Origin of the sequence: Treponema phagedenis (genome assembly GCF_008153345.1) — a bacterium.
GTDB lineage: Bacteria > Spirochaetota > Spirochaetia > Treponematales > Treponemataceae > Treponema > Treponema phagedenis.
The window spans coordinates 1,226,838-1,252,650 of record NZ_CP042818.1; the positions used below are offsets into that span (position 1 = coordinate 1,226,838).

The following is a 25,813-nucleotide window of genomic DNA, read 5'->3' on the forward strand; positions in this document are numbered from 1 at the left end:
TAACCTATATATATATATATATATATGGAAGGAAATTGCTTATTTTTTCCACTTCCAGCTTCTGCATAAACTTACTCATATACTCCCAATGAGGATTGCCGTTTTTATCTGCTGGAAGTGTTAAAATTTCATTTTCTAAACGAGATTGATTTCTCTTATACCCAAAATTATACTTACCTCTGACTCTATCAGCAACGGTAGTAATAAACATGCCATTATATTGATTTAAATTCTCATTATATCCTACTGAGATATCCTGAGTTGCCATAAAGTTTTCTTTCTTGTATACAGAATATCCCATTGAACCTTCTCCATTTCGAATGAAGGCAATACAATTACCTCTATATACTAAGTTAGAAATTGGATCTACAAATTCTAAAACTCCATTATTTTTATTTGTTGCTCCTAAATAACTAATGCCTCTATTTTTGTCTGTATCCAAGTGATTTAATCCTTTAGACGGTTTTCTTTCAAACGTAAATAATGACCCAAGTTTAAAATTCTTCCACTCAACGTCTTCTAGACCTACAAAATCAAAAGCAGTCTCAAGCATTTTTTGTTCATAGTAATCGATGACTTTATGAGCTATTATCTTTTGCTCCTGCTTGATGTAATCTTCCATAAATTGCCAGTTAGGTTTTAGATTTTCATCAGAAGGTAATAATAACGAGTTTCGTATAACTCTTTTAAGTCCTACTGGATATCCATATCCGTATCCCTTTTTTATCAGATACTGATCAATTATGGAGCATAAAAATGTTGCATTATATCTATTTAAACTTTCATCATTTTGCAATATCAGAATATTTTGGCTACAGGTAAAATCATAGTGCTGATAAAAAGCTTTTGGCTCTCCAACCATTGAAACTGTTATTGAATTTCCTTTTACTACTTTTTCTTTTTCTACATCATAATCCCCTTGGTAACCATTATTTATAGAACTTCTTCCTATAAAGGGGACTTTTCCTTTTTGCAGTTTGTTTGAATCTGAGGATTTTGCAATAAAAATATCACTAAAAATCTCAGTAAAGTTAAACTCTCCCCACTCCACATCATTTAAAGACAACCTTTTATTCACTATAATCACCATCCTCTTTGGCAACTTTAAGGCTTAAGTGATTTTTATATTTTGGATACTCCTCTTTTACTTCTTTTTCATCAAAACCAAATAGATAACCTCTGCCATGAGTAATCATATTTACTTCAAAGGTAATATAGTCGGCGATTGTATTTCTAAAATCTTCTTCGGAAGGAATTTCATCATTAAAATAGTAAAAGGAATGTAGCCATTCATCATCTGGCTCAATCGTTGTTTTTACGCAGAACTTTGTCGGTGCGTCTGTTCTGTCGAACCAGACATCAAGTAAATGTTGTTTTTTATCTTTTGCACTTCCATTATCAACTAAACCGATATGTTTTGCAACCTCATATCCGTCATCTTCAAAGTTGATAAATTTACATACTTTATTTTCTGAATGCGGAATGTGTGCTGTAAATATTGCAATGCACGGATTTGTGCCGACACCGTAAAAAGTATTTTTGTTTAAGGTAATTACGCCTTCCAGTGTGTGTTTTTTTAGGATATTTGTTTTTATGTTTTTTTCTTCTGTCGTTTTGCCTGTCATTGAGCTTTGCGGAACAATAACAATTACTTTTCCTCCTTCGGTAACGGAATTGAGTAGGTGTTCCGTAAAAGCTATTTCATATAAATCAGGATTTTGTTTTGAGCCTTGAGAATACGGCGGGTTCATCATACCGACAGTATAGCCTTCTTTTTGCAGATCAAAAGGATTTTCGTTTAAAAAATCTTTGTTGTATAGATTGCTTTTTCCGTCTCCTCGTAAAATCATATTCGTAGTAGCTATGGTAAACATATAGCTCTGTATTTCTATACCAAATAGCTGCTTTTTTTTGATGTCATTTTTTTCATCAAGTGTTTTTGCCTTTAAAAGCATATTGTGCATAGCTGCAATTAAAAAACTTGCGGTTCCGCAACAGGGGTCAAAAACTTTATCATTAGGTTTTAAGTCGGCTAAATTGCAAAATAATTCTGTTATATGACGGGGAGTTAAAATAATTCCGAGTGCTTGTCCGTCTCCGCCAGAATAGGACGTGAACTCCCCGTAAAATCTTCCTAAAAAATCTTCAGCAGATGTGTTATATCTAATGTTTTGATAAATGCTCTTGTATAAAAACTCGGTATAATGTTTTAATGGTGTTTTCCCAAGTCCCACATTCACTTCGTTTATTTTAGCGGTATCTTTAATAACCGCAAATTGAGTAAGCAGTTTGTCTTTTTTTACTTCAGGCGAAACATTAGCCCTTGCTAAGTTGTCCTTTATTGCGTTATAGATTTTTTGCCCGTCTGTTTTCTTTTTATCACCGATAAGATTGTTTATATCAAAATTGCGATACTCAATTTCACGCAAAGCAAGTAAAATACCGGAGACAACTAGTGGCTTGTCTTTATCTTGAATGCTGCCGTAATTTCGCAAGTCTTCATGCAGGCTTTGAGCTTCCCTTAATATCTCTGCGGTTGTTTTTTCAAAATCTGTTCTTTCTTTTAATATTTCTTTAATATAATATTCGTCAATATTTTGTTCGTTAAATGATATAAGAGTTTCAATTTCAGGCAGTTTTGTATGATATCCTCTTTCATCAATAAAAAAGGGAGATATTTTATGTCGTTTTTCATCTCCGGAAATTCCGATTGATAGTATTTTTTTATAATTTGTATGAGCGGCAAGGTGTTTACCGTAGAAGATTGCTCCGTTTACCGCATAATTGACTACTGCATCTTTGTCATCGGCAAGTGTGTTGTTTTTTGTTTTTTTTTCGTGCTTTGCAATATCCGCTTTGTCCTCAATGACAAGTAAAAAATCTTTTATTACTGCCGTATATTCAGGAAAGCCTGATTTGCCGGTGCCGCTTTTAGATGCTGTTTTTAAAGCGGTTGCTATTTCTTTTATATTGCTACCCTGCGGATAAAATGGTATGCGCGCTTCTTCTAATAATTTGCTTACCCATAAATCAGTTACTGCCTCTTTTCTTGCCATTTTGTCTCCAAAAAAAATAATGCTACAATTATGTTATCGAAAATTGTTTTTATTTGCTTAAAGTTTATTGATATTCTATATAAAGTCAATTACTCAAGATATTTACAAAAAATTTCCTTTAATAATCTTATGTAAAAGGTTATTATATATGCAAATGGGAAGCTTTGTTTACATGGTGTTGACAAAATTGATAAAAGGTTGATATGCTGTCAATATTAAATAGGAGGCTGTAGATGAAAGATTTATCTATTAATTATAAGGAAAAGGCGTGAAAATTTTTAATCCGGCGCGGCTAACGCAGGCTAGAAATTGGAATAATTATACGCTTGATTATTTAGCCGGAATGCTTGGCGTTACAAAGGCTTCTGTCAGTTTGTATGAAAAAGGAGCGCGCAATCCTGATGCCTTTGTTCAAATACGGCTTGCCGAAGCTTTAGGTTTTCCAATTGAATTTTTTTATAAACCATCATTTGATACCTCTAATGCCCGCATTTCATATCGAAAAAATAGCTCAACTAAAAAAAAGGAGAAGCAGAGGGCGGAACTTTTAAAGCAGTTTTCAATTGAGTTTATTGCTATGCTTTCAGGTTATGTTTCCTTTAAAGAAAGTACTATCAAGCCGATTGATATTTCTTGTGAAGAATTATCAAGCGAAGATATTGAAGATGTCGCAGTAACATTACGAAAAACGTTTAATGCCGGCTTAGGGCCTATACAAAATTTGATGATTTTTCTTGAAAATAGAGGTGCTATTATTTTTTTGTACGATAATTCAATTATCGAAATAGATGGTTTTTCCTGTATGTATGCATCGCAACCGTTTATATATATTAATACTGACTACCCATGGGACAGAATGCGCTTCACGCTTGCCCATGAATTAGGACACATCATATTACATTCGGGTATTGATGAGACAAAAACTCAAAGCTTTGACTTTTATAAAATGATAGAAAGGCAAGCAAATGTATTTGCAGGGGCTTTTTTATTTCCTAAAGAATCTTTTAGAAGAGAATTCAGGGGAATTGATAACAGATTTTTACTTGAAACAAAAAAAAAGTGGGGCCTTTCCAAAGCCGCCATTGTTAAGAGAGCTCATTCATTAAAACTCATTGGAGATACTCAAAAGATATCCTTTTTTACCGGGCAAAGCCGGCGAAAAGAGCGTAAAGAGGAAGAAGGTTCAAAAATCCGAGAAAAGGAAGCCCCTTTTTTAGTTAAGACGGTAGTCAATACCTTACTCGAGCAGCACATTGACAGTTATTCATTAATAAGCCGCTGTGGGTTTCCCGATGAACTTTTACAAATAATTTCCGCAAATACACTTGTTGCAAAGGATGAAGAAAAACAAACTTTACCGTTTAAACTCAATTTCTAAAACAAAACATGAGAGCAATTTTATCTGTTTAAAAGCCAATGAGTTGATTTTTGCTGAAATCGCTAAAGACTCAAGTTTCTGAATAGTCATGACGATATACAGATTAGGGTGGGTATACTTTTTTCACGGAGGAAAAAATGAGGAAGGAATGGTATACGTATCTACGCAATGGATTTATCTATGTACAATTCATTAATAAAATAACCGGTAAAAAGATGACGGCAAAAAGTACCCGAACGCGAGACCCTGCTAAAGCTGAGAAGATAATACATCAATGGTACTACAATCAAGACAGTTTTTTTAATATCAAGCAAAAAGACGATAAAATCGGTATAATAGAACTTGCCGTTGAAAATGCAACGCATCGAGCATTGCAAAAAGCGGTGCCTATCGGTATTCAACATGATGAAAAACTTATTGCTTCTCTTTCGCAAACAATTGATCAAACAGTGAGCGAAACATTGAGCAAGTTTTTTGTTGATGCTGCAATAAAGGGAGAAGATAAAAAATCGATACAAAACCAAATACGCGCAATAGAAAGCATTGAAGAAAAAAGCGCAGAAATGAGAGAGCCCGGTGAGAAGTTTGATGGGGTTACTTTTAAGGACTATCTGTTTAATTTTTTTGATTACGACAAAAGTCCGTATATTACGCAATTACAACAACGTGGCAAGTCTCTGCCGATGCGGCCGCGATTTAGAAATATGTTTTTGACATTCAGGCTCTATGAGCGTTTTTTTAGTAACACACTGCTTGCAGATATTGAAGCGGATGAGATTAATAGTATTTTAGGAGCGATAAAAAATACCGGAAATCTTGCGGATTCTTCAATGTGCGCTTTGGTTAGCAGTATTTGTCAAGCACTCAAGTTTGCGTACGAAAATGATGTCATTTCGCATTTGATAACCAGCAAAATTACGCGGTTCTCAAAGAAAAATAAGAAAAAAGAAATTTTTACTAATTCTGAACTTAAAAGAATTTTTGATGAGCGTGAGAATGTTTTTAATAATGAGCGGTATGCGCTTATTAATGAGCTTTTGTTTAAAACCGGCTGCCGCATTGGCGAAATTCTTGCATTACAAATAAAAGATTTCCGCCAAACCTTAAACGGATATGAGCTTTTTATCGGCAGCAATTATGACTTTAGAGAGCATGCGTTAGGGCCGACAAAAACAAAGCGGGAAGATGTTGTGCCGATAACAAAGAAACTTGGTGAAAAGCTTATACACTGTATTGAACAAAGTCCGTTCAAGGATGACCCCGAAGCGTTTATTTTTTATTCGCCGAAATTCGGTAAAAGCAAACCGCTGTCTTATGCAATCGTCAATCGTGATTTTCAAATTGCTATGAAAAAACTTGGAATTACGCGTAAGAATCTTACACTTCACAGTTACAGGCATACGTATGCGTCCATGTTGCGCGATGCCGGTTATTCCGATTCTGAATTGCAGTATCTAACTCGGCACGATAGCATTGACTTAGTATACCATTATGCCAATCATGTAACGCCGGCAATGCAACGAAAAAAAATAGCGGCTGCCGAGTTGATAGACGAGCTTGCGTAAAGCCCAGTAAAAAATTAAATACTATTCTCTTTCTTATTTCTTCCAAAAAAGGACAGAAAAGGGAACTTATGTTCTTTGCAGTAAAAAAAGATGCAAAAAACCGTATAAAATCTGTTTTTTCCAAAGTTTTTTTATTTTTTCGCTTGACAAAAACACATTAAGTGGTATTATGAGTATAGATTTTCATTGAAACAGTAGCGATTATTTTTATAATCAAACTGTAGTAAAAATTGTAGTAAAAGAACACAAAAACAAGTGCTAAAAAACGCTTGTTCTCTAAAATCTCTTCCTTTTTAGTAGTCAAAACTAAACCTGCGAGTTTTAAAACTTTGCAAATACCCTGTTTTAAAACATCGTTTCTGTTTGAACCACGGGCGTCCGTGCCCGTTCTGAGTTTGACACGGCGCACGGGCGAAGCGTTAATAATTTGTCTCCGCTTCGCCAACGAGTTTAAAAGCTTCAATTTTACAAAACAGTGTTGATGCTTTTAAACATCGTTTGGAATTTGGCAACGGCGAGCAATTTACCATAGGAATGCTTAAATCCGCACTCCCTCATTGTTAGTGCTCCAATTTGTATAACCGGAAGTTAATTACAAAACGTTACATTAGACGAGGATACACAAAAACCGTTATGCCGGAAGCGAACATAGTTTCCACCGTAAAGGGGTGCGTCCTTTTGCCAATCGAAGATGAAAGAGCTTTGTTTTATGAGAAAAGCCGTTCTTTTTAACGAGATAAAAACAGCGGTTTTTGCAAGAGTCCAAGATTTTTTTGTAATCACTTTTAATTTTTGCGTTGATTGTGTATACTTGAAACTCAAGACAGTGAGGGGCAATGAAACGTATGCAAAAAGAACAAGATGAATTAGACAAAGAATTAGAAGTTTCCTATGATTACCGTATTCGGTATGAAAACACGCCGCTCATCGTTATTGTCGGAAGACCGAATGTGGGAAAGTCAACCCTGTTTAACCGGTTTTTGCGCAAGCGCAGAGCGATCACCGATTCCGTGCCGGGCGTTACGCGCGATCCGATTGAGGAGCAGGCAATTGTCAACGGTTTGCCGGTGCGGCTGATGGACACGGGCGGTTTTAAGCTTACCCGAAGCGGTTTGCAGGACGAGGATGTAATGGACAGCCTTGTGGTGGAAAAAACGATTGAGGCGCTTGAGCGTGCGGACAGGATTCTTTTGCTGCTTGATGCGGGACATGTCTTGCCTGAAGATGAGGAGTTTATTCAGTTTTTGCGTCCCTATTGGTCAAAGCTTATTGCGGCGGTGAATAAAACCGAAGGCGGCAGACTTGAGGCGGAAGCGTATAATTATTTTAAATACGGCTTTGAGCATCTTGTGTTTATCAGTGCGGAGCACGGAGATAATATCAGCGAACTCGGGGAGCTTATGACCGAAGGGCTCGATTTTTCCGACGTGCGGGAAGCCGCCGCAAAGGAGAACACCATTCGGCTTGCCCTGCTCGGAAAACCGAATACGGGGAAATCCACGTTGGCAAATTATTTAACGAAATCCTCCGCATCGATTGTCTCGGATATTGCCGGCACAACACGAGATGTGGTGCACGGGAATTTTTCTTACAAGGGAATGCACTTTGTACTTGCCGACACGGCGGGAATCAGAAAAAAGAATAAAGTAACGGCGGATATTGAGTATTATTCCGTATTGCGGGCAATCAAAAGCCTTGACTCTACCGATATTGTGTTTTATTTAATTGATGCACAGGAAGGTTTAAGCGAGCAGGATAAAAAAATAATTGTGCAAGCTTCAAAACGGGGGCTCGGTATTATTTTTCTTTTGAACAAATGGGATATGATGGCGCAAGATCCAAAAACCTTCCAAGAGGCGGAGCGGCAGATAAAGATTATGTTTGCAAAAATGGAGTATGTGCCCGTGTTGCCCATCTGCGCGCAAACGGGAAAGGGTGTAAAAAAAGCACTCGATACCGCATTAAAAATTTTTTCGCAGCTAAACACTAAAATCGAAACATCTGCCCTCAATCTTGCCCTTAAAGATTGGACAACCGTCTACCCGCCGCCCGCGGGAAAAACCGATTCTTTTTCGCTTAAATATCTGGTGCAAACCTCTACCTGTCCGGTTGAGTTTTTGGTATTTGCAAACAAGCCCGATGCGGTAACCGAAGGCTATATCCGCTATTTGCAAAACCGAATTCGGCTTGACCTCGGGTTTGATTTTATTCCCGTTACCGTAAAGGTAAAGGGCAGCAGAAAACGTTGGGAGGATAGAATCAGATAACATGGCCTTACTTTTTATCGGAGAAGTTGAAAAACTTACAGGCATAAAAGCGCATGTACTTCGGTATTGGGAAACAGTGCTCCCCTTTATGAAACCGCAAAAAGACCTTCAGGGCAGAAGGACGTACACCCAGCGTGACATAGACCTCATTTTCCGTATCAAGTATTTAACCGAAGAAAAAAACATGCCGCTTGAGGCTGCCGGCGAGCAGCTTTTAAATGAACTTTCCTCAAAAGGCGGCAGCAGCGAATCGGTTCGAGTGTCTCAAATGAGAGATGAACTGGTAAAAATTTACAAAACCGTGCAAGACACGCAGGATAAAATAAAATGAACACAGCTTTTTACGAACGCTTTATCAAAAAAGAAAAACCGAAAAAGAAAACGGAACAAAAAGAGAAAAGCAAAAAAAGCCGGGCACATACTGAGCCGCGGCTAAAACAAAGAGAAACAAAAAAAACGCCGCAGCTTTCCAAAGCGCCGACTGCCGGCTTTCGGCAGCTGCGGGACAACTCGATTTTTTCAGCCCTTCGTTCGGATACTAAAAAACTTTTGGTGGATATTCCGCAGATTATCGAATCGGTTATTCCCTTAGAGCAAAAACACCGCCGAAAACTTCCGCAGGAAATACATCAGCTTTTTTATGAACTGACTTCCGAACGCTCTTCGCGCAAAATAGACTATATGAATAATCCGGTAAAACTTTCCGCCTATATTCATTATTATTTTTGGTGGAATCTGGTGCGCTTAACCAAACTTTTATATGCCTTGCCCCTTTCACTTGCCGACAATGCCGTTGCCGCGGATTTCGGCTCGGGGCCTTTAACCTTAGTTTGCGCCCTGTGGATTGCCCGCCCCGAACTTCGGCACAAAAAAATCATCTGGTATTGCGCGGACATTTCCGCAAAAGCACTGAGCATCGGCGAAGAGATATTCCTTTCTCTTTGCGCCCACACCGAGCGCGGCAAAACACCGGCGGCGGAACCTTGGAAAATTATCAAAGTAAATGACCGGTTCGGCTGCTCATTAAAAACCAAACTCGATTTATTTTGCGCAGCGAACATGTTTAACGAAATATTTTGGAACACACAAGACATGGAAGCGGAAGCGCAAAAAACAGCCCGTACAATTTCCGCCCTGCTTAAAAAAGAAGCGGACATCCTGATTATTGAGCCCGGCATTCCCCTTGCCGGAGAATTTATTTCATGCCTGCGAGGCGAATTACTCGAAAAAAACTTCCTCCCCGTATCGCCTTGCCCACACAACTCGGACTGCGTATTGCCGGGGCAGCCTGCACTGCGAGAGCGAAGCGCAAAACCAATAGCCTTTGACAAATGGTGCCACTTTACCTTTACCACCGAAGACTCACCGGCAAACCTTCTGTTTCTTTCGGAACAAGCAAACCTCGGCAAAGAGCGGGCAAGCCTCTCCTTCCTTTTTTGCACAAACAAAAAACAGCCCGCCGCAGCGCACACCATTACCGCCCGCATTTGCTCCGAGCAAATCAAACTTCCCAACAACCGATACGGCAGATACGCCTGCAGCGAAAAAGGCTTCCTGCTCATTCTCTACGAAAAAAAAGAACCGCCGGCACACAAAATCCCCTCAGGCTCGCTCATACAAATCCCCGCGGAAGCCTTTACCAAACCCCCTCGAGACAAAAAAACCGGCGCCTTCATAATCCGCGAATAAACCTCCCGCAGACAATTAACTCAAAGAGTTTTAACGCTTTGCAAATTACTTTGCTTTAAAACGTCGCTGCTGCGTGGAACCACGGGCGTCCACGCCCTGATTTTTAGTATTCTTGATTAAATTAGTGCTGCGAGTTTAAAAACTCCTATTTATGTCAGTGTGGTAGTTTTTAAACATCGTTTGAAATTGTTCTGATTTTTGTCGTCCGTCACATAGCAGCATTTGAATTCAATTGAACCCGCACTATTTCATTGTGTACCGGGTAAGCGCAAAAACAAAAACCTTGACTTTTCGCCGAAAAAGGGTGATACTATATCCGGGAAATGACCCAAGGGAATGCAAAACGTTCTCAGTTCAGGTTACCCTGCGAAGCGTTTATTTTGTAAACGTTTACCTTGTAAACCTGGACCTCCGTTAAAAGCCGAGTTTACTGCTCGGCTTTTTTTATTATTTGCGGTGCCAAGTCAATCTGTACAATTATCTTTAATCTATAATTGTACACCCTTTACTATGTAACATGGCAAAATATGCTTTACAGAATCCCGCAACTCTTTAGTTATGAATCAAAACTTAATTGCGAACCCAAAGCACCGGTTCTTCAATGTATGAGATATCCGTGATGCTGTCGTTTGCGTAGGTAATGATTGGTTTTATTTTTATACCGGATAGTTTTTTGTTGTCGGTGTTGATTAAAAAGTTCCATTCAAGCGGTTTTGCTTTTTCTACTGCAAGCTTTGCAATTGAATCGGGAATATCTAAAAACTGACGAGGGAAAAGATTGCCTTTTTGGATAACTTTAATACCGGTTGAATCTGAAAAGCTCAGTGTAAGAGGAATGGATACTCCGCTTGAAAGAATTGCAATACCGCGACCTCCGCGCATGATTACAATTTTATTTATTTCTTTTTCTCCGCTCCAAGAACCGGCAAGCGTATCTAATGAAAACTTTGTTTGAACGCTTTGTTTTTCAGGCGGAGGTTTTGATTCGGCAATAGGCAGGCTTGCAGATTGATCAAAAAGATTGCGGACAATCATGCGGGAATCTAAGAGAATTTTATTAGCCGTTTCATATGTCCTGGTAAGAAATCTGCTTATATCTCCTTCTTTGCTTTTAAGAACCATATCCAGTTTCAGCTCTCCTCCGGCTGAAGAAATATATCCGTAAAAAATATAGTCTAATCCGGCGGATTGAGGAAAGTCGCGAGGAATCGGTTGGTCTCTGCAATCAACAATTTCATAATCTTTCAGTTCCTTCACAAAGGAGAACACTAAATCATTTATTCCGCTCTCTATTTGCGGATCGATATCTTTTATTTCTATTTTATAAATACCCACACGAGGGATTGCAAAGCCTTGCTTTACACTGATAAGAAAAATGAGGAAAAATAAAATTGTTATTTGTTTATTTTTTCCGTGCATCTTATCTGTTTCGCTCCCGAAGCTCTCGCTGAGTTTCTCGATGGATATCACGTTCTTTTATATCCGCTCGTTTATCAAACAATTTTTTACCTTTACAGATACCAAGTTGTACTTTAATAATGCCGTTTTTTAAATAAAATTCAAGAGGAATAAGGGTATAGCCTTTTTCCTCAGTTTTTCTTTGCAGCCGTTTTATTTCATCTTTGTGTAAAAGCAACTTTTTCGGTCTGTTAGGATCATGATTAAAAATCGATGAAAACGGATACTCGGCAATAGAAAAATTTTTAAGCCATACTTCAAGGTTAATAATTTCGGCAAAGGAATCGGGAAAAGAGATTCTTCCTTCACGCACGGATTTTACTTCTGTTCCTTCTAAAACAAGCCCGCACTCAATAGAATCTTCTACGGTATAATTAAAGAATGCTTTTTTATTTTTTGCAATTATTTTTCTTCCTTGCCCCTTCATGGTTTGATTATATTCAGCAAAAAAATACTTGTCAACGGTCAGTTAAAATGTTAAAGTACGGTTTTAGCAGATAGATTTCTTAAAGATATAAAAACATAGAAGTTTTTTGCTTTGTTTTGTAAAAAACAATTTTCATCTCTTAAAAAACAAGGTGTTTGTTTTGTATCAAGATATGAAAATTCCTAAAAACCTAAGGATCGTATGATGGCAACAAACTGGAAAAAATATTCATATACGGCACGAAAAGAAGCACGTCATAATATTTTAATTATTTCGTTCATTATTATAGCCGTTTTTGTTCTCTATATTCTTATTACCTCTTATCTTATTACCGCATACAAAGTTCAGGCGGATACCATGCAACCGACTTTTCAATCAGGTGATTTTATTCTTTCATCTCCGCTTTCAAAACTTGGCACTATAAAACGAGGTGAACTTGTGTTGGTTGTTCCTCAATCGGATTTTGAGCAAAGTGCTTTTAAAAAGATTTTGAATGAGATAATCGGGTTTGTAACCTTCCAGTATTACCGCCCTATGGACCCTGCACGCACTCTTGCTAATCGCACTGAAATACGGCGAATCATAGGAATGCCGGGAGACAGTATCTATATGGAAGATTTTATTTTACATATTAAACCGAATGGGCAAGAGCATTTTTTAACCGAATTTGAAGTTACCGAATCAAATTATAACGTAAAAATAGAAAATTTACCTGAAGGGTGGACAAAAGATCTGCCTTTCTCCGGCTCTATGCAAGAAATAAAATTAGCTCAAAATGAATATTTTGTCCTTTGTGATAACCGAATAGCATCAACCGATTCTCGATTTTGGGGCGCAATAGACGGGAAAAAAGCAATAAAAGGAAAGATATTGCTGCGCTATTGGCCTTTTAATCGATTCGGCAGACCTTAATGCCCGCTCTTTATATCCATATTCCTTTTTGTATTCAGCGCTGCACATACTGCGATTTTTTTTCTCTCGCACATTTTAATGCGTTTATCCCGTATAAGCCTTTTCCGGCATTTATTGCGCGGCTTTTAGAAGATGCGGAGTTGGAAAAAAAGCGTTTTTCCGCAACGGGCTGGGATACCGTATATATCGGAGGAGGGACACCTTCCCTACTTGCTCCGCAAGATATTGCCGCATTAGGAAAACACATAAGCGAATCCCAGCAATTTCCGATAAAAGAGTTCACAATTGAGGCAAATCCAGAAGATATTACCGATGCCTTTCTTGCCGCCTGCGCTGAAGGCGGTATAAATAGAATTTCCGTTGGAATACAAAGTTTGGAGCAGCAGGTGCTTTCAGCGGAACGCCGGCGCGGCAGCCCCGAAAAAACACAAGAAGCTCTCAGAAAAATTAATAATTCTTTTAGTATTTTCCCAAAAGGTTTAAGCCTTTCTTGCGACTTTATTGCAGGTTTACAAGCACAAACGCAAGCGATGCTTCTCCGAGATTTACAAGCAGTCTTGGCGTTTAATCCAAAGCATATTTCTCTTTACGGACTTTGCACCGCTCGCCCTCTATCTGAAGAAAGGGAAGAAAAAATAGCGTCCATGCTTTATGCAGGGAAAGCCTTCTTAGAAAAAAACGGGTTTTTTCACTATGAAATATCAAATTTTGCAAAAAATGCCGCAAGTGAAAGTCTTCACAATAAGACTTATTGGAAAATGGAAAATTATGCGGGTATCGGTCCGGGAGCATCGGGAACTTTAATTAATAGCGACAAACCTTCAGGGATCAGAAGTTGCGCAAAAAAAAACATTAAACTTTGGCTTTCAGAAAATAACCGCAGCAATGTATACGATTATGAAATACTGGGAGAAAAAGAATTAATTGAAGAAGTGCTCTTAATGGGATTGCGCCTTACCGAAGGAATTGAGCGGCAAGGCTTCATCAAAAAATTCGACAACGACATTACAAGATATATTCCGGAAACGCTGTGTATTTGGGAAAAACGCGGAGACTGTATTATCGATAAAAAACATATTCGACTTACCGAAACCGGCATAAATTTTTTGGATATATTTCTTAGACAAGCTTTCACAGAGCTTGATAAGTTTTTTAGATGAAAAAACGAGCTCTTATCAAACCCTGGTTTAACGTTTTTTAATAATTCAATCTGTTCTTACCCGTATTTAAATTGCAAAAAATTTTATAAAAAAGAGCACAGGTTGGTTTTTGACATCCGTGTTAAAAACTTAACCCGTCAGGCGGATTCTTAAAAAAATGGTGAGTTTTTAACCACAGGGGCAGGGTAGGGCATTGTTTGTATAGGATTACCTTTCACTCAACAATGATGTGCCTTTGAAATATTTTTGTAAAAATTGTTTTTGCCACTAAAAATCGAGCAGTTCGCTTAATTCATTTTGAGATACAATTTGATATGAATCTGAGGAGGTGTTGGTTTCCTGTATATGGGTGGCAATTTGATTTTGAACATCGCTATTTCTTTTGTGTATTGTTTTCAGCTTTTGAATAATTTCATTGTTTTTTTTATTGCTGATGTTCACCTTTTGCATGTAAAAATTTAATAAATTGGTGTAACGGGTGATGCATGAGAATAAACAGTGCATGGTTGTAAGATAGTCTGGTAAATGCGATTGATGTTCAATTTGCGTTACCAGTTTTTGAATGGCAAAATCAAAAAAGGTAATATCATTAATAATTTTATTAAAAAACAGTTCATCTGCAAGGTCTAATTGTAAGCCTTCATACACAACATCAATTGAACGAACAAGTTGGTAAATATTATCCTGAAACACAAAATTTTGCATATATAACCCCTTAAAATTTTACGTTAAAACTCTTTAGTTCTTGTACTGTAAGCTTCGGAATAAAAAAGAAAAGTCTTGACTATTCTTTTTTTTTAAACTAAAATCCCCTATTGCTCTTAAGTTTAGGAAGGGCGAAAACTCCGCCTCATAGAGAATATGAGGCCATATGTGTCCATAGGAGGGAACATGAGAAAATATGAGTTAATGACTGTTTTTCCCGTTGAGGAAGAGCAGTTCAAGCAGGGAATCGAGGCTTTGCGCTCGGTTCTTGGAAGTTTTGATGTGCAAATTGAATCCGAAGAGCCCTTTGGCGATCGGGATCTTGCGTATGAAATTAAAAAGAAAAAAAAGGCAAAATATGTGCTTTTTACCATTCAGGCGGGCCCTGAAAAAATTTTAGCAATTGACAAGCAATTCAAATTAAATCAAAATCTTTTAACATATCTTTTTATTCGTATTGACGAGTAAAAAAGGAGTATTCTATGGCAGATATAAACCGTGTAATTTTAGTCGGACGGCTTACCCGTGATGCGGAGCTTAAGTATACGCAAGGAGGGGCAGCTGTTTGTAAGTTTGCCGTAGCAATAAATCGCCGAAGAAAAAACGGTGAAGAATGGGTTGATGAAGTCAGTTTTTTTGATATTGTTCTTTGGGGCCGTCAAGGTGAAGCTCTTAATCAGTATTTGGTAAAAGGAAAGCAAGTCGGTATAGAAGGCGAATTGCGGCAAAACAGATGGGAGCAGGACGGACAACAACGCAGCAAGGTTGAAATTATCGCAACAAATATTCAATTACTGGGCAGCAACCCGGGCACACAATCAGGCGGAGCGCAACCGCAAGGGGGAGGGGCTCAACAAGCTCCCGCACAGTCGGCATATCAGCAGCGGCAACAGCCTCCCGCACAGGATTACGGCGTGCCCGATTTTGACAATTCGGATTTTGATAACTTACCGTTTTAGGGTAAGACGGTCCGATAAACAATCAGCCTAAATGCCGGTTGTTTATTAGGTGAGTTTGCCTTGTGTTTTCACAATGGAAACTCGGTTTATATGATGTTTTATACAACGCATTAAAAAACTTTGTTGTATAACGCATTAAGAAACTTTTTCGGAAAAACAAAATAATTTCCGTAAAAACTTTTAATTAGGAGATAATATATGTCAGACGAAATAATGAATGATGTAGATGTGGAAGCAAATATTCAGGAAAATATGCGCGAAGAAGAGCAGGGCGCCGGCGGAAGAAAAAACAAGCTTTTTTATCGAAAAAAAGTTTGCCGATTTTGCTCTCAAAAAATAAAAATCGACTATAAAGATCCAGATGCTTTACGCCGATTCATTACTGAGCGTGGAAAAATTCTTCCGCGTCGAATAACCGGAACTTGTGCAAAGCACCAGCGCAAGCTTGCAACCGAAATTAAGCGCGCACGAGCTTTGGCGCTGCTTCCCTTTGTTGTAAACGAATAGTTTTAGCAATTTTCCCGTCGTATTCTTACTCCATGAATAGACGGTGTCTCGTAAAGACTTTAAGGTCTTTACTTATTTTACTCAAGGAGCTTGAAATGAAAGTAATTTTAAATCAGGATGTAAAACATCTCGGAGAAGAAGGTGATATAAAAGATGTGGCAACAGGGTACTTCCGTAATTATCTCTTTCCCAGAAATTTAGCGGTTCCCTGTAATGCGGTAACGCTTGCGCATTTTGAAAGCCGCAAGGAAGAAATCGAAGCTAAAAAGGCTTTAAAACGAACCGATGCGGCAAGCTTAAAAGAAAGACTGGAGGCGCTTTCCATTACCATTGTAATGCCCGCAGGTGCTAACGGAAAACTATACGGAGCGGTTACAAACCAAACTCTTTCCGATGAACTTGCAAAGCAGGGCTTTGACATTGAGCGAAAGCGTATTGAAATTCCGGGTTTAACGTTTAAGAGTGTTGGAAATTATCATGCAACGGTTAAATTGTATGAAAATACGCAGGCAAATCTTTCGGTAACGGTTGAAGCACACGTAGAAGCTGAAAGCAAAACCGCGCAAAAGACTGAGCGTAATGCACGAAAACCGAGAGCGGAAAAAAAGGCTGAAGAACAACAAGAGACTGTATCGCAGGATGTTGTTTCAGATCCTGTAGCTGAAGAAAACGCGGAAAACTAAGCGCTAGTTTTATTATTACGCAATGGTAAACGGAGCTGAACGGCTCCGTTTATTTTTATTTGTATCAGATTTTTTACCAAATCATATCTTTAACATACAGAGAAAGGGGTGGCATATGTCGGATTCTTTGTATCGATTTTCATCAAACTTAAAAGATAAAATCCCTCCGCATAATATTGAAGCGGAACAAGCGGTCTTAGGGGCTCTTTTACTTGACAGCAATGTGCTTGGCACGGTTATTGAACTTCTTACCACAGAATCCTTTTACTCAATTCATCATCAAAAAATATTTCAGGCAATTATTGACTTATCCAACCAGGGGCAGCAAATCGATATTCTAGTTCTGACGGATTATTTACGAACTCAAAATATCCTCGATTCTGTCGGAGGTGGAGCATATATCGCTTCGTTAACGGACTTGGTACCGACTACCGCCAACGTCGAGTATTATTCCAAAATTGTAGCAGATGCAGCAATACGGCGGGCTTTACTGCGAGTTTCTCACACTATTTCCGCAAAAGCATATGATGAAACATCCGGCAGCGGCTCGATTATTGAATCGGCGCAAAAAGAAATCTATGACCTTACCAATGTGAGTAAAACCGCCTCGTTCAAACTCTTAAAAGAGCTTATTCCGGAACTTATCGCTGTAATTGAATCGCGGTACCACCAGCAGAATGAATACACCGGCATTGCAACCGGCTTAACTGCCCTTGACGATTTAACAGGCGGCTTTCAAGATTCCGAGTTGATTATTATCGGCGCCCGTCCGTCAATGGGTAAAACCGCCCTTGCAATGACAATGGCTTCAAATATTGCGATAAAACAAAAGATACCTACCGCGTTCTTTTCATTGGAAATGTCGGATATGCTTTTAATGCAGCGCTTACTTGCCGCAGAGTCGGGGATATCGGCGACAAGTCTCAGAAAGGGATTATTACAATTATCGGATTTCGGGCGTATTCAAAATGCGGCGGGAGAAATGTACGATGCTCCGTTATATATTTCGGATATTCCGAACATGAAAATGCTTGATCTTCGAGCAGCCGCTCGCCGGCTCTGTGCACAGGAAGGAGTAAAAATCATCTTTGTGGATTACCTCGGACTGATAGTTTCGGACAATCCCTTAATTCCCCGCTATGAGCAATTTGCTGAAATCTCGCAATCTTTAAAAGGACTTGCGCGAGAGTTGAATATTCCGATTGTTGCACTTTCACAGGTCGGACGCCCTGCGGAAGGCTCTCCGCCCAGCCTTGCCGACATACGCGGCTCGGGAGCGATTGAGCAAGATGCTGACGTAGTCATGTTCCTGCACCGCGAGCGCGGGGAAGCCGACACCCAGCTCATCCTTGCAAAACAGCGAAACGGCCCAATCGGAACAATCACCCTTGAGTTCCAGGCAAGCTACACCCGATTTATCTGTAAAGAGCAAACCGCATAAAATAATCCATAAATTGCCTTGCTTTAAACCATTGTTGCTGCATGGAACCTCTGTAGCGTTTTTTTGATAACTCGTTCCGATTTTAATACATTTATACGAATCGCAAAAAATTATAAAAAAGAGTCCGACACGGCGCAACGGCGAAGTTTTGAAAATTTACTGTAACTTCGCCAACGAGTTTTGCAACGGTGAGCAATTTACCATAGGAATGCTTAAATCCGCAGTCCCTCATTGTTGGTGCTCCGATTTTTATAACAGGAGGTTAATTACAAAACGTTGCTAGGGAGTATAATATTCAATCCTCCCAGTCTTCCAAGTCGGATATGAAGCATCATGTAACTTTCTTTCTATCGCTGTAGCTCCTTTTGGAATAAAAATCTTGAAGCACAACGTCCTATCATCAGTTGTATATCCGAAAGCCCCGTCACCTATAGTTTCGATGCCTGCAGGCAGCTTAAACATTGCCATCACGCAGCGGGAAAAAGCAAACTCGCCGATGGTTTTAAGTTGTTTTGGCAGGACAAGCGGTTCCGGTATGTCCTTGCCTATCTTAATGCAACCCGAAAAAGCGCTCATCTCAATGATTGTTAAATTTTGGCAGCTAGTAAAATCAATATTCGTTATATTTTGGCAATCGTAAAAAGCCTTTTTACCGATGGTTTTAAGCTGTTGTGGCAGAACAAGCTCTTCCATTATTCTAATACAACCCTTAAAAGCGTTTTCACCGATCTCTTTTAAATTCTGACAGTTAGTAAAATCAATCTTCTTTATATTTTCGCGACCGGAAAAAGCATCTTTGCCGATTTTCGTAACCAGTTTTCCGTCTATTTCTTTGGGAAATACAAGCGAAACAGGCGGTTCTCCCCTATAGCCTGTAATGGTACCATTCCCGTCTGTTGTAAACTTACTTTGCGCAACCGCATATACAATTGTATCGGCAATAAAAGGTTCGGTATACTCTTCAAGCTTTTTACCGTTTGCATCGGTCAGGTGCCATGCCTTAAGCTCGTAGTAGTCGGCAAATTGTACATCCTTTATTTCCGTTTTTTCTTTTAGTTCCGACCATGTACTGCCCTTATCAACCATAACAGTTTTATTTGCCGGCAGGTTCACGTTCGCATTACCGGCAATAGTTACTGTAACTTGACTGCGCTTTGCTACGGCAAAAATAGTTTCGCCGCCGTTAAACGCATAGGAATCTGCAATAGCGTCACTTGAACCTGAAAGCACCCACTTATCAAGCTCGTAGTTATCTTTAAAGGTCAGTGTAGGCAGTTTAGTTTTTACTGTTGCCCACTTCTCGCCCTTGTCCGCCTCAATACTCGTCTTTGTCAATGCCGTTACATTGGGGTCTCCTTTTACCGCGATCGTAATTTTATCCGGTGCAGGCGGCGGGGGTGTTCCTTTTGCCTTTGAAACCGCATACAGAATTTCTTCGCCGTTAAACGCATAGGAATCTACAATAGCGTCACTTGAACCTGAAAGCACCCATTTGTCAAGCTCGTAATTTTCTTGAAAGCCAAGAGTAGGTAGCTTAGTTTTTACTGTTGCCCACTTTTCGCCCTTATCCGCCTCAATACTCGTCTTTGTCAATGCCGTTACATTGGGGTCTCCTTTTACCGCGATCGTAATTTTACCCGGTGCAGGCGGCGGTGTTCCTTTTGCCTTTGAAACCGCATACAGAATTTCTTCGCCGTTAAACGCATAGGAATCTGCAATAGCGTCATTTGAACCTGAAAGCACCCACTTATCAAGCTCGTAGTTATCTTTAAAGGTCAGTGTAGGCAGTTTAGTTTTTACTGTTGCCCACTTCTCGCCCTTGTCCGCCTCAATACTCGTCTTTGTCAATGCCGTTACATTCCCAGTCTCCGGATTTGTCGGCATAATGGATAACCGTTTGTTCTCCACTGTATATGCCAAAGTGTTTGTATATACCGCGGTCAATCATTAAGATGTCGCCCTTTTCGGGCATGGTGTTTTTCCGTGCGAGTTCGTTCATCGTTATTCCTTTTAATGCATTGCTATTTCAATTGTTTTGCGGCTACCGCATTTCGGGCATTTGGGTGTTCCGCCAAGAGGGGAGAAAATTCCCGTGGCTTTTGCGGTTGCAATAAAGCCATGCCCGCAGGCAGTGCAATGAAACACGGATTGCCGGTCGCCGGAAAGTCCCTGTCCCATAATATTGTTTGTAAGCTTGTGCATATAATTCTCCTTATTGTAAAACTATCATAACGTTCCGTAATTAACACCGATTATATTAATCTGATTGTCAACAATAACAGATTACAGATTCAGCATTCCGATAGTATACCGCCACGGATGGCGGTGGTTCCACTCAGAAACGATGTTTTAAAAGCACAGCCCTTTTTAAATGCTTTTAAAACTCGTAGGTGTTATTTTAATACGGATGTTAAAATAACACCGTTGCCCCGTGTCGGGCTCTTTTGTATAAGATGTATTAAAAATCAATCAAGTTATCAAAAGAGCGCTACACTACACATCAAAATTGATAGAGTTATTCTTTTTATAAGAAGTCCAGTCGACATTGGTGCCGGCAGTATCGGCTTTTGGTTTTGTATCATCGGCAGTGCGATACGTGATTTCTTCCGTGCCTTGAGCGGTTTTGATGGTCACAGAGTTTTTTTGCTTTTTGTAAAAATCGTGCTCGTTGATAAAATCCTTGAGCTTTGTATTTTCCGCAACTATCGCATCGTACTCTTTTTGCATTTCAGTCGATACAAATTCGTTTAATGCCAAACCGAAAATCTCACCGAGAGTATCAAAAATATCATCTTTCATTGTTCCCTCCTCATAAAGGCTTTTGCAAAGAATTATGCAATTCCGAAAAGTTTTCAGCTGTGTATGTTTTTATTGCAACACGTGCTTACCCGTCGGCGAAGCAGAACAGCGTTCCCCGAAAGATGTTGTAAGCCGAGAGCCGACAGTTTTTGTTTCTCTTCCGCAATACACACACCGAATTCCGTCCGTCAAAAGAACATGCTTTTTGGTAGGACTGGGATCGCAGCGTTGTCCAAAAGAACTTGATAAAATACTACCGACGGTTTTTACGTCTTTTCCGCAATAACGGCATTTCATTGGAATACCCTCCTTATAAAACAGTTGATTTGAGTGTGCGAATTGCCGCAGATTTTTGTTACTCAATCCAAAATGGTTAGCATACAAATAACCGCCTTGAAAAATACAGACGGTATTTGAGGCTAAATCTTACTCATCATTATTATCGTCCGCTTCTTCTTCTTCTTCTTCTTCTTCGCAGGCTTCACTGATAGCTTCATCAAGATCATTTAAAGCCTCTTCGATTTCTTCATTCAACTCATCGATAGCATCATTAATTTCATCAATGATTTTGTCAACAACCGCCTCGTCATCATCGATTAAATCATCATTGTTGTTGAAACACTCATCCTCTTGCGAACTCTGCGAAAATTGTAATTTCTCATCGTTTTCCATACTCTTCACTCCTTCATCTTGTGCAAGCTTTTCACCTGCAAAATAAAAAATACATAAGCGACACAACTGCGTTGATTATCGCCCGGAACTATAGTAATAATATAACACACCGACTACGACAAAGAGCGTCGCAGGTAATAAAAAAGTGAAAAGATTTTTTAGAATTTTAACCATTGAAAAACTCTCGTGATTTACTGCCTATTAGTTTCATTTCTTCAGCAGCCGTTTTTGCACTTACAACCGAACCCTTAGCAAAAAATGTAGTAGTAAAAGAACTGCTAATTTCTTGTACCATATCAAAAAAACTAAACCGGAGATCTTCCTCATAAAACAATGCTATTTTTTCATCTGCGGATTCTCTACTCAGTTTTTGTCCGCTTAACACTGCTATAAACATTACTAACAGAACTCGCAGTGATGAAAGAATATCAGCCGCAGACATAGGTGATAAAGCGAGATGGCTAGACACGTCTGCAAAAATTTCAGTAATTTTTTCTGCTAAACTTTCTCTTACACGCAGAAACATAGAAAAGCTAATTTTAGAGGATTCGCTTTGTAAAGAATCCATAATCATTTCGCGCAGTAAATCAATATTATAACGATAATCTATTTTAAGATATTGCATTTGTTCCTTTTTTGATAAACCAATGAGTTTCTCCGATTTCAACGACCATTCAACTAATGCAGAGGTAGAAAGTATCGTTTTTACATTTAATGAATGTTCCCTAAAGAGTTTTTCTAATTGATTCTCCCTTTCTTTTATATTTGCCATTTTCCGTTTATTCTTTGTATATATTTTTGGATCACAAATAGAGGATGGTGTAAGTTTATCACATTGACTGCTAACTACAATAATGCTCGGTAATACTTTTTTAGTTTCGTACATTTTTTCAGTAATGTTTTTTAAAAATGCTAACTTGCTATCAATATTGGTTCTATCATCTGCCTTTCTCACATAAACTATTGCATCGGGAGACATAGTATTAATGTCGTTGATTAGCTGATCTTCGGCTTTTGTTACAGGGGTTTTACTTTGCTCGGAAACTCCTCGCGTATCAAGAAATTCCCACAAAGTTTTTCCATCCTCATCTTTTATGTGGATATGCTCAGCATTTTTCGTACCGGCATGCACATCCGATTCTTGTACCGCATAATATCCCGCTATAGCATTTATTAAAGTACTTTTTCCTGCTCCGGAATCACCAATCAATACAAACCTTGGCGCTCTTTTATTTTTTACTTTTTGTATTAGCGTTTTTAACTCGGGAATATTAAATACTTTTCTTTTTATTTCTTCTAAGATTTCCTGAGGTAAAAAGTCAACACTATAGAAAAGATTTGTCATATTCTTATAGATGTCTTCAAAACTGCAGCTATTACCCACCACTATTCCTTTTTGCGAGTATATCCAATTGAAAAGAAATCCCTGTATGTTGGTTCTATACATAAATTAATTTTCTTTACAAGTTTATGGATTAGGCAAGATCTTGCCTAATCCACATAATTATTGGTTACTCAGTTCTTTGATTTTAATTCCTTCAATGTAATACCGTCGAGCTGCTTCACCTATCATTTCAGTTCCGGCAGTGGCTATCGCAGCACTTACTCCTGAGCCGGCACCGGGGAATACCAAGTTTAAAAATTTACTTGCCTGTTGCGCTGCAGTTCGTAACCCAAAGCCTATAGCACCTACTCCGCCAAGTGAAGTTACTACTTCAGCAGCAGATTGCATACTCAGTTTTCTGCCACTCAATGCCGCAATTATCATTACTAATACAGCTTGCAACGTACAAAGGATAACAATATCGCTCACAGGAATAGGCGTTAGGGCAACTGTAGCAGAAACAGCTGCAAAAGAATGTGTAAATTTCTTCGCTAATCCGTTTAAAACAGATTTCACATTACGAGCTACCGCAAGCCCAATTTTTGCATTTTCATCTTCCAAAGAATCCATAATCACATCCATTAACTGATCAATATTATACCTGTAATCAGTAATACAGTGCTGCATATGTTCTTCTATTGGCAACTGTTTTAATTCTTCATAGGGTAAATCCCATTCCATCGATGAAGAAACGGACAGAATTGCTTTGAATTTGAGTTGATGCTTTTCAAATAGCTCTTTTAACTGAATTTCTCTCTCACGAATATTTGCCATTTTCCGTTCATTTTTTGTATATGCTTTAGGATCTACTTGAGATGATGGAGCAAGTTTATCACATTGACTGCTCACCACAAAAATGCTTGGCGGTACTTTTCTGTTTTTTTTCATTTCTTCAGTAGTCTTTTTTAAAAACTCCAATTTACTATCAATTTCAGTTCTGTCATCTGCTTTTCTTACATAAATTACTGCATCAGGAGACATGGAATTAATTTCATCAATGAGCTGATCCTCTGCACTTTTTTCACTGCATTCGCTCTGTTCCGAAACACCGCGGGTATCAAGAAATTCCCAGATTATATTTCCGGTTTCGTCTTTTATCGGAATATACTCAGCACTCTTTGTTCCCCTATAAACATCTGATTCATCTACGGCATAGTGTCCCACAATTGCATTTATCAAAGTACTTTTTCCTGCGCCGGAATCTCCGATCAATACAAAACGCGGCGGCCTCCGGTCCCTTACTCCCTCCATCAATTTTTTTAACTCTTGATCATTTAGTATTGCATCTTTTAATTTTTTTGTTATCGGCTCAGGTAATACATTAATAGAATCAAAAATGCTTGATATATTTTCGTAAATTTTAAATATATCATCTAGATTGTTGTTAATCCTTTTTATTGGTAGATTATCCATCTTTCATCTCCTATAAAAACTTTTAAGGAATTATGAAATTCCGAAAAAGTTTGATCCATGCTTTTACAAACAACCGCCTGAAAATGTAGACGGTTGTTTGAAATTTACTGACCGTCATTAATTGTTTTAATTATAACGCATGCGCTACCTACAGCACCGCCAATGCCGGCACCTATTACAGAACCGATACCGGGAGCAATTGCGCTCCCTATAAACGCACCGGCTGCAGCACTGCCTCCAATTACTCCGACAGCCTTTGCCCCTTCACTATCAATTGGCGGAAGGTTGCTACCTCCACCATTATCCGGCAAATTTTCAGACATAATTTTACCTCCTGGTAATTTTTTTGCAGCAAATATGTATTAAAGAACTTCTAAAAGAATTTTTAGAGGTTCCCCTAAAATATATTTCTGTAAACCGCCGCTGCTTACCGACTTACAGAAATATTTGGCATAAATCTTTTAAAAACTAATCGGGTTTATATAATTATTTGAATGGTATTGCTATTCTTTACTTTTTTTAGCAAAATCATTTGCAATAACCCAACCGATTGTTTCCGTAACACCTGCCGCAGTTGAAGCATTTATCACATTACCTATACCGGGTATCCAACCCACTAAAACCTGTGATATTCCGCGCCCTATAGTAGCTGCAGTTGCAGTACCCAAAGTAGATTTTGCTGCACTTTCTGACAGTTCAATTCCAAAAACGCCCCCCAACGATATAATCATTCCAACTTGAATCAGAATTATTGCCAGATGATCTGCAACGGGTAGTTGGGCAAGTCCCGCTCCTACCCCGGCAGCCGCAGCTGCTGCAGCATGAATAATTGCGTGGCACTTTACAGCTTCTTCATCGGTCATGCCTTTTGCTCCTTTTTCTTCTGCCATCTTCCTCATCTCCTTCTCGCAAGCTTTCCACGCTTGCAAAATAAAATATATTTAATCGCCGCATGCGCGTTGATTACAAAATTGTTGTGATACCCCATTTATAGTTTATTAGTATCGTTATCACATTCTTGTCCGATCTTCTTCCCGCTAAAATCTTTAGCAATCTCCCATCCAATCATCTCCGTAATGCCGGCAGCGGTTACGGCATTCATTATATTCCCAATGCCCGGAAGCCAGCCTACCAAAACCTGAGATATTCCGCGCCCTACGAAGGTTGCGATTGCAGCTGCTAAAAGAGCCATTGCGGCAGATTTTGTCAGCTCAATATCAAAAGCTTTGCCTAAAGCCATAATCATCCCCAGCTGAATCGGAACTATTACCGCATTATCCGAACTGGAAGGATATAATAAAAGTACAGTCAAAAAAGCCCCTAAGGTATATAATAGGG

General features: G+C 38.9%; 28 protein-coding genes. 12 read left to right on the forward strand and 16 right to left on the reverse strand.

Features of this window, described 5'->3' with window-relative positions:
- Positions 1-4: 4 nt before the first annotated feature.
- Both FUT79_RS05365 and FUT79_RS05370 read right to left on the reverse strand, forming a co-directional pair.
- On the reverse strand, positions 5-1,078 hold the full coding sequence (locus tag FUT79_RS05365; RefSeq protein ID WP_215905273.1) for a restriction endonuclease subunit S: 1,074 nt from the start codon (positions 1,076-1,078) through the stop codon (positions 5-7).
- Positions 1,071-3,056, reverse strand: coding sequence for an HsdM family class I SAM-dependent methyltransferase (locus tag FUT79_RS05370; protein ID WP_148889392.1), 1,986 nt, complete (start codon positions 3,054-3,056; stop codon positions 1,071-1,073). Before FUT79_RS05370 ends, FUT79_RS05365 begins: the two co-directional genes overlap by 8 nt.
- A 268-nt stretch (positions 3,057-3,324) precedes the next feature.
- Here FUT79_RS05370 and FUT79_RS05375 point away from each other — a divergent pair, with 268 nt between their 5' ends.
- The 5 genes from FUT79_RS05375 to FUT79_RS05395 all read left to right on the forward strand — a co-directional run bounded on the left by FUT79_RS05375 (position 3,325) and on the right by FUT79_RS05395 (position 9,955).
- Positions 3,325-4,434 (forward strand): helix-turn-helix domain-containing protein, encoded by a 1,110-nt coding sequence (locus FUT79_RS05375; protein WP_044634565.1) that lies wholly within the window; start codon positions 3,325-3,327, stop codon positions 4,432-4,434.
- 137 nt (positions 4,435-4,571) lie between these two features.
- Positions 4,572-5,999, forward strand: a complete 1,428-nt coding sequence (locus FUT79_RS05380) for a tyrosine-type recombinase/integrase (protein WP_044634564.1) — start codon at positions 4,572-4,574, stop codon at positions 5,997-5,999.
- A gap of 845 nt (positions 6,000-6,844) precedes the next feature.
- Complete coding sequence (gene der / locus FUT79_RS05385) at positions 6,845-8,266, forward strand: ribosome biogenesis GTPase Der (RefSeq protein WP_024753322.1); 1,422 nt, start codon at positions 6,845-6,847, stop codon at positions 8,264-8,266.
- A gap of 1 nt (position 8,267) precedes the next feature.
- Complete coding sequence (locus tag FUT79_RS05390; protein WP_002698238.1) at positions 8,268-8,597, forward strand: MerR family transcriptional regulator; 330 nt, start codon at positions 8,268-8,270, stop codon at positions 8,595-8,597.
- Complete coding sequence (locus FUT79_RS05395; protein ID WP_148878800.1) at positions 8,594-9,955, forward strand: small ribosomal subunit Rsm22 family protein; 1,362 nt, start codon at positions 8,594-8,596, stop codon at positions 9,953-9,955. Before FUT79_RS05390 ends, FUT79_RS05395 begins: the two co-directional genes overlap by 4 nt.
- 570 nt (positions 9,956-10,525) lie before the next feature.
- Here the strand turns inward: FUT79_RS05395 and FUT79_RS05400 are convergent.
- Positions 10,526-11,374, reverse strand: a complete 849-nt coding sequence (locus FUT79_RS05400; RefSeq protein ID WP_002697664.1) for a TP0183 family DNA metabolism protein — start codon at positions 11,372-11,374, stop codon at positions 10,526-10,528.
- A 1-nt stretch (position 11,375) separates the two neighbouring features.
- Positions 11,376-11,840, reverse strand: a complete 465-nt coding sequence (gene smpB / locus FUT79_RS05405; RefSeq protein ID WP_002697665.1) for an SsrA-binding protein SmpB — start codon at positions 11,838-11,840, stop codon at positions 11,376-11,378.
- A 201-nt stretch (positions 11,841-12,041) separates the two neighbouring features.
- Between smpB and lepB the strand changes: the two genes are divergently transcribed.
- Together lepB and FUT79_RS05415 are read left to right on the forward strand one after the other, a co-directional pair.
- Entirely contained in the window at positions 12,042-12,752 is a 711-nt protein-coding gene (gene lepB, locus FUT79_RS05410; protein WP_002697666.1) for a signal peptidase I, read from the forward strand.
- Complete coding sequence (locus FUT79_RS05415; protein WP_002697667.1) at positions 12,752-13,912, forward strand: coproporphyrinogen-III oxidase family protein; 1,161 nt, start codon at positions 12,752-12,754, stop codon at positions 13,910-13,912. Before lepB ends, FUT79_RS05415 begins: the two co-directional genes overlap by 1 nt.
- A 267-nt stretch (positions 13,913-14,179) precedes the next feature.
- Here the strand turns inward: FUT79_RS05415 and FUT79_RS05420 are convergent, their stop codons facing one another.
- Positions 14,180-14,617 carry a hypothetical protein gene (locus FUT79_RS05420; RefSeq protein ID WP_002697668.1) on the reverse strand — a complete coding sequence of 146 codons (438 nt, stop codon included), beginning with the start codon at positions 14,615-14,617 and terminating at the stop codon, positions 14,180-14,182.
- A gap of 186 nt (positions 14,618-14,803) precedes the next feature.
- Here FUT79_RS05420 and rpsF point away from each other — a divergent pair, with 186 nt between their 5' ends.
- The 5 genes from rpsF to dnaB all read left to right on the forward strand — a co-directional run bounded on the left by rpsF (position 14,804) and on the right by dnaB (position 18,207).
- The gene (rpsF, locus tag FUT79_RS05425) at positions 14,804-15,085 is read left to right on the forward strand and encodes a 30S ribosomal protein S6 (RefSeq protein WP_024753325.1); all 282 of its coding nucleotides are present in this window, start codon (positions 14,804-14,806) and stop codon (positions 15,083-15,085) included.
- Positions 15,086-15,099: 14 nt separating this feature from the next.
- Positions 15,100-15,576, forward strand: a complete 477-nt coding sequence (locus tag FUT79_RS05430; protein WP_002699963.1) for a single-stranded DNA-binding protein — start codon at positions 15,100-15,102, stop codon at positions 15,574-15,576.
- A gap of 198 nt (positions 15,577-15,774) precedes the next feature.
- Positions 15,775-16,083, forward strand: a complete 309-nt coding sequence (gene rpsR / locus FUT79_RS05435) for a 30S ribosomal protein S18 (protein WP_002699961.1) — start codon at positions 15,775-15,777, stop codon at positions 16,081-16,083.
- Between the two features lie 95 nt (positions 16,084-16,178).
- Positions 16,179-16,766: a 50S ribosomal protein L9 gene (rplI, locus tag FUT79_RS05440; RefSeq protein WP_002699959.1), complete on the forward strand. Its 588-nt coding sequence runs from the start codon at positions 16,179-16,181 to the stop codon at positions 16,764-16,766.
- 115 nt (positions 16,767-16,881) lie between these two features.
- Positions 16,882-18,207 (forward strand): replicative DNA helicase, encoded by a 1,326-nt coding sequence (gene dnaB, locus FUT79_RS05445; RefSeq protein WP_024753326.1) that lies wholly within the window; start codon positions 16,882-16,884, stop codon positions 18,205-18,207.
- A 279-nt stretch (positions 18,208-18,486) separates the two neighbouring features.
- Here the strand turns inward: dnaB and FUT79_RS05450 are convergent, their stop codons facing one another.
- The 11 genes from FUT79_RS05450 to FUT79_RS05500 form a co-directional block, all read right to left on the reverse strand.
- Positions 18,487-20,055, reverse strand: coding sequence for a leucine-rich repeat domain-containing protein (locus FUT79_RS05450; RefSeq protein WP_024753327.1), 1,569 nt, complete (start codon positions 20,053-20,055; stop codon positions 18,487-18,489).
- On the reverse strand, positions 20,036-20,206 hold the full coding sequence (locus FUT79_RS05455) for a lecithin retinol acyltransferase family protein (protein ID WP_002699954.1): 171 nt from the start codon (positions 20,204-20,206) through the stop codon (positions 20,036-20,038). The genes FUT79_RS05450 and FUT79_RS05455 overlap by 20 nt, the downstream gene beginning before the upstream one ends.
- Positions 20,207-20,217: 11 nt before the next feature.
- Positions 20,218-20,409 (reverse strand): zinc ribbon domain-containing protein, encoded by a 192-nt coding sequence (locus FUT79_RS05460; RefSeq protein ID WP_024753328.1) that lies wholly within the window; start codon positions 20,407-20,409, stop codon positions 20,218-20,220.
- Positions 20,410-20,700: 291 nt separating this feature from the next.
- A complete protein-coding gene (locus FUT79_RS05465; RefSeq protein ID WP_002699942.1) occupies positions 20,701-21,006 on the reverse strand; it encodes a hypothetical protein in 306 nt (101 codons plus the stop codon).
- A 69-nt stretch (positions 21,007-21,075) separates the two neighbouring features.
- Entirely contained in the window at positions 21,076-21,303 is a 228-nt protein-coding gene (locus FUT79_RS05470) for a hypothetical protein (RefSeq protein WP_002699940.1), read from the reverse strand.
- Between the two features lie 129 nt (positions 21,304-21,432).
- Positions 21,433-21,678, reverse strand: coding sequence for a hypothetical protein (locus FUT79_RS05475; RefSeq protein ID WP_024753329.1), 246 nt, complete (start codon positions 21,676-21,678; stop codon positions 21,433-21,435).
- A 166-nt stretch (positions 21,679-21,844) separates the two neighbouring features.
- Positions 21,845-23,023 carry a GTPase family protein gene (locus FUT79_RS05480; protein ID WP_244951135.1) on the reverse strand — a complete coding sequence of 393 codons (1,179 nt, stop codon included), beginning with the start codon at positions 23,021-23,023 and terminating at the stop codon, positions 21,845-21,847.
- Between the two features lie 159 nt (positions 23,024-23,182).
- Complete coding sequence (locus FUT79_RS05485; RefSeq protein ID WP_148889393.1) at positions 23,183-24,475, reverse strand: GTPase family protein; 1,293 nt, start codon at positions 24,473-24,475, stop codon at positions 23,183-23,185.
- Between the two features lie 104 nt (positions 24,476-24,579).
- Complete coding sequence (locus FUT79_RS05490; protein ID WP_002699924.1) at positions 24,580-24,798, reverse strand: hypothetical protein; 219 nt, start codon at positions 24,796-24,798, stop codon at positions 24,580-24,582.
- A 180-nt stretch (positions 24,799-24,978) separates the two neighbouring features.
- Positions 24,979-25,365, reverse strand: a complete 387-nt coding sequence (locus FUT79_RS05495; protein WP_231577658.1) for a hypothetical protein — start codon at positions 25,363-25,365, stop codon at positions 24,979-24,981.
- A gap of 98 nt (positions 25,366-25,463) precedes the next feature.
- Positions 25,464-25,787, reverse strand: a complete 324-nt coding sequence (locus FUT79_RS05500; RefSeq protein ID WP_148884506.1) for a hypothetical protein — start codon at positions 25,785-25,787, stop codon at positions 25,464-25,466.
- Positions 25,788-25,813: the final 26 nt, after the last annotated feature.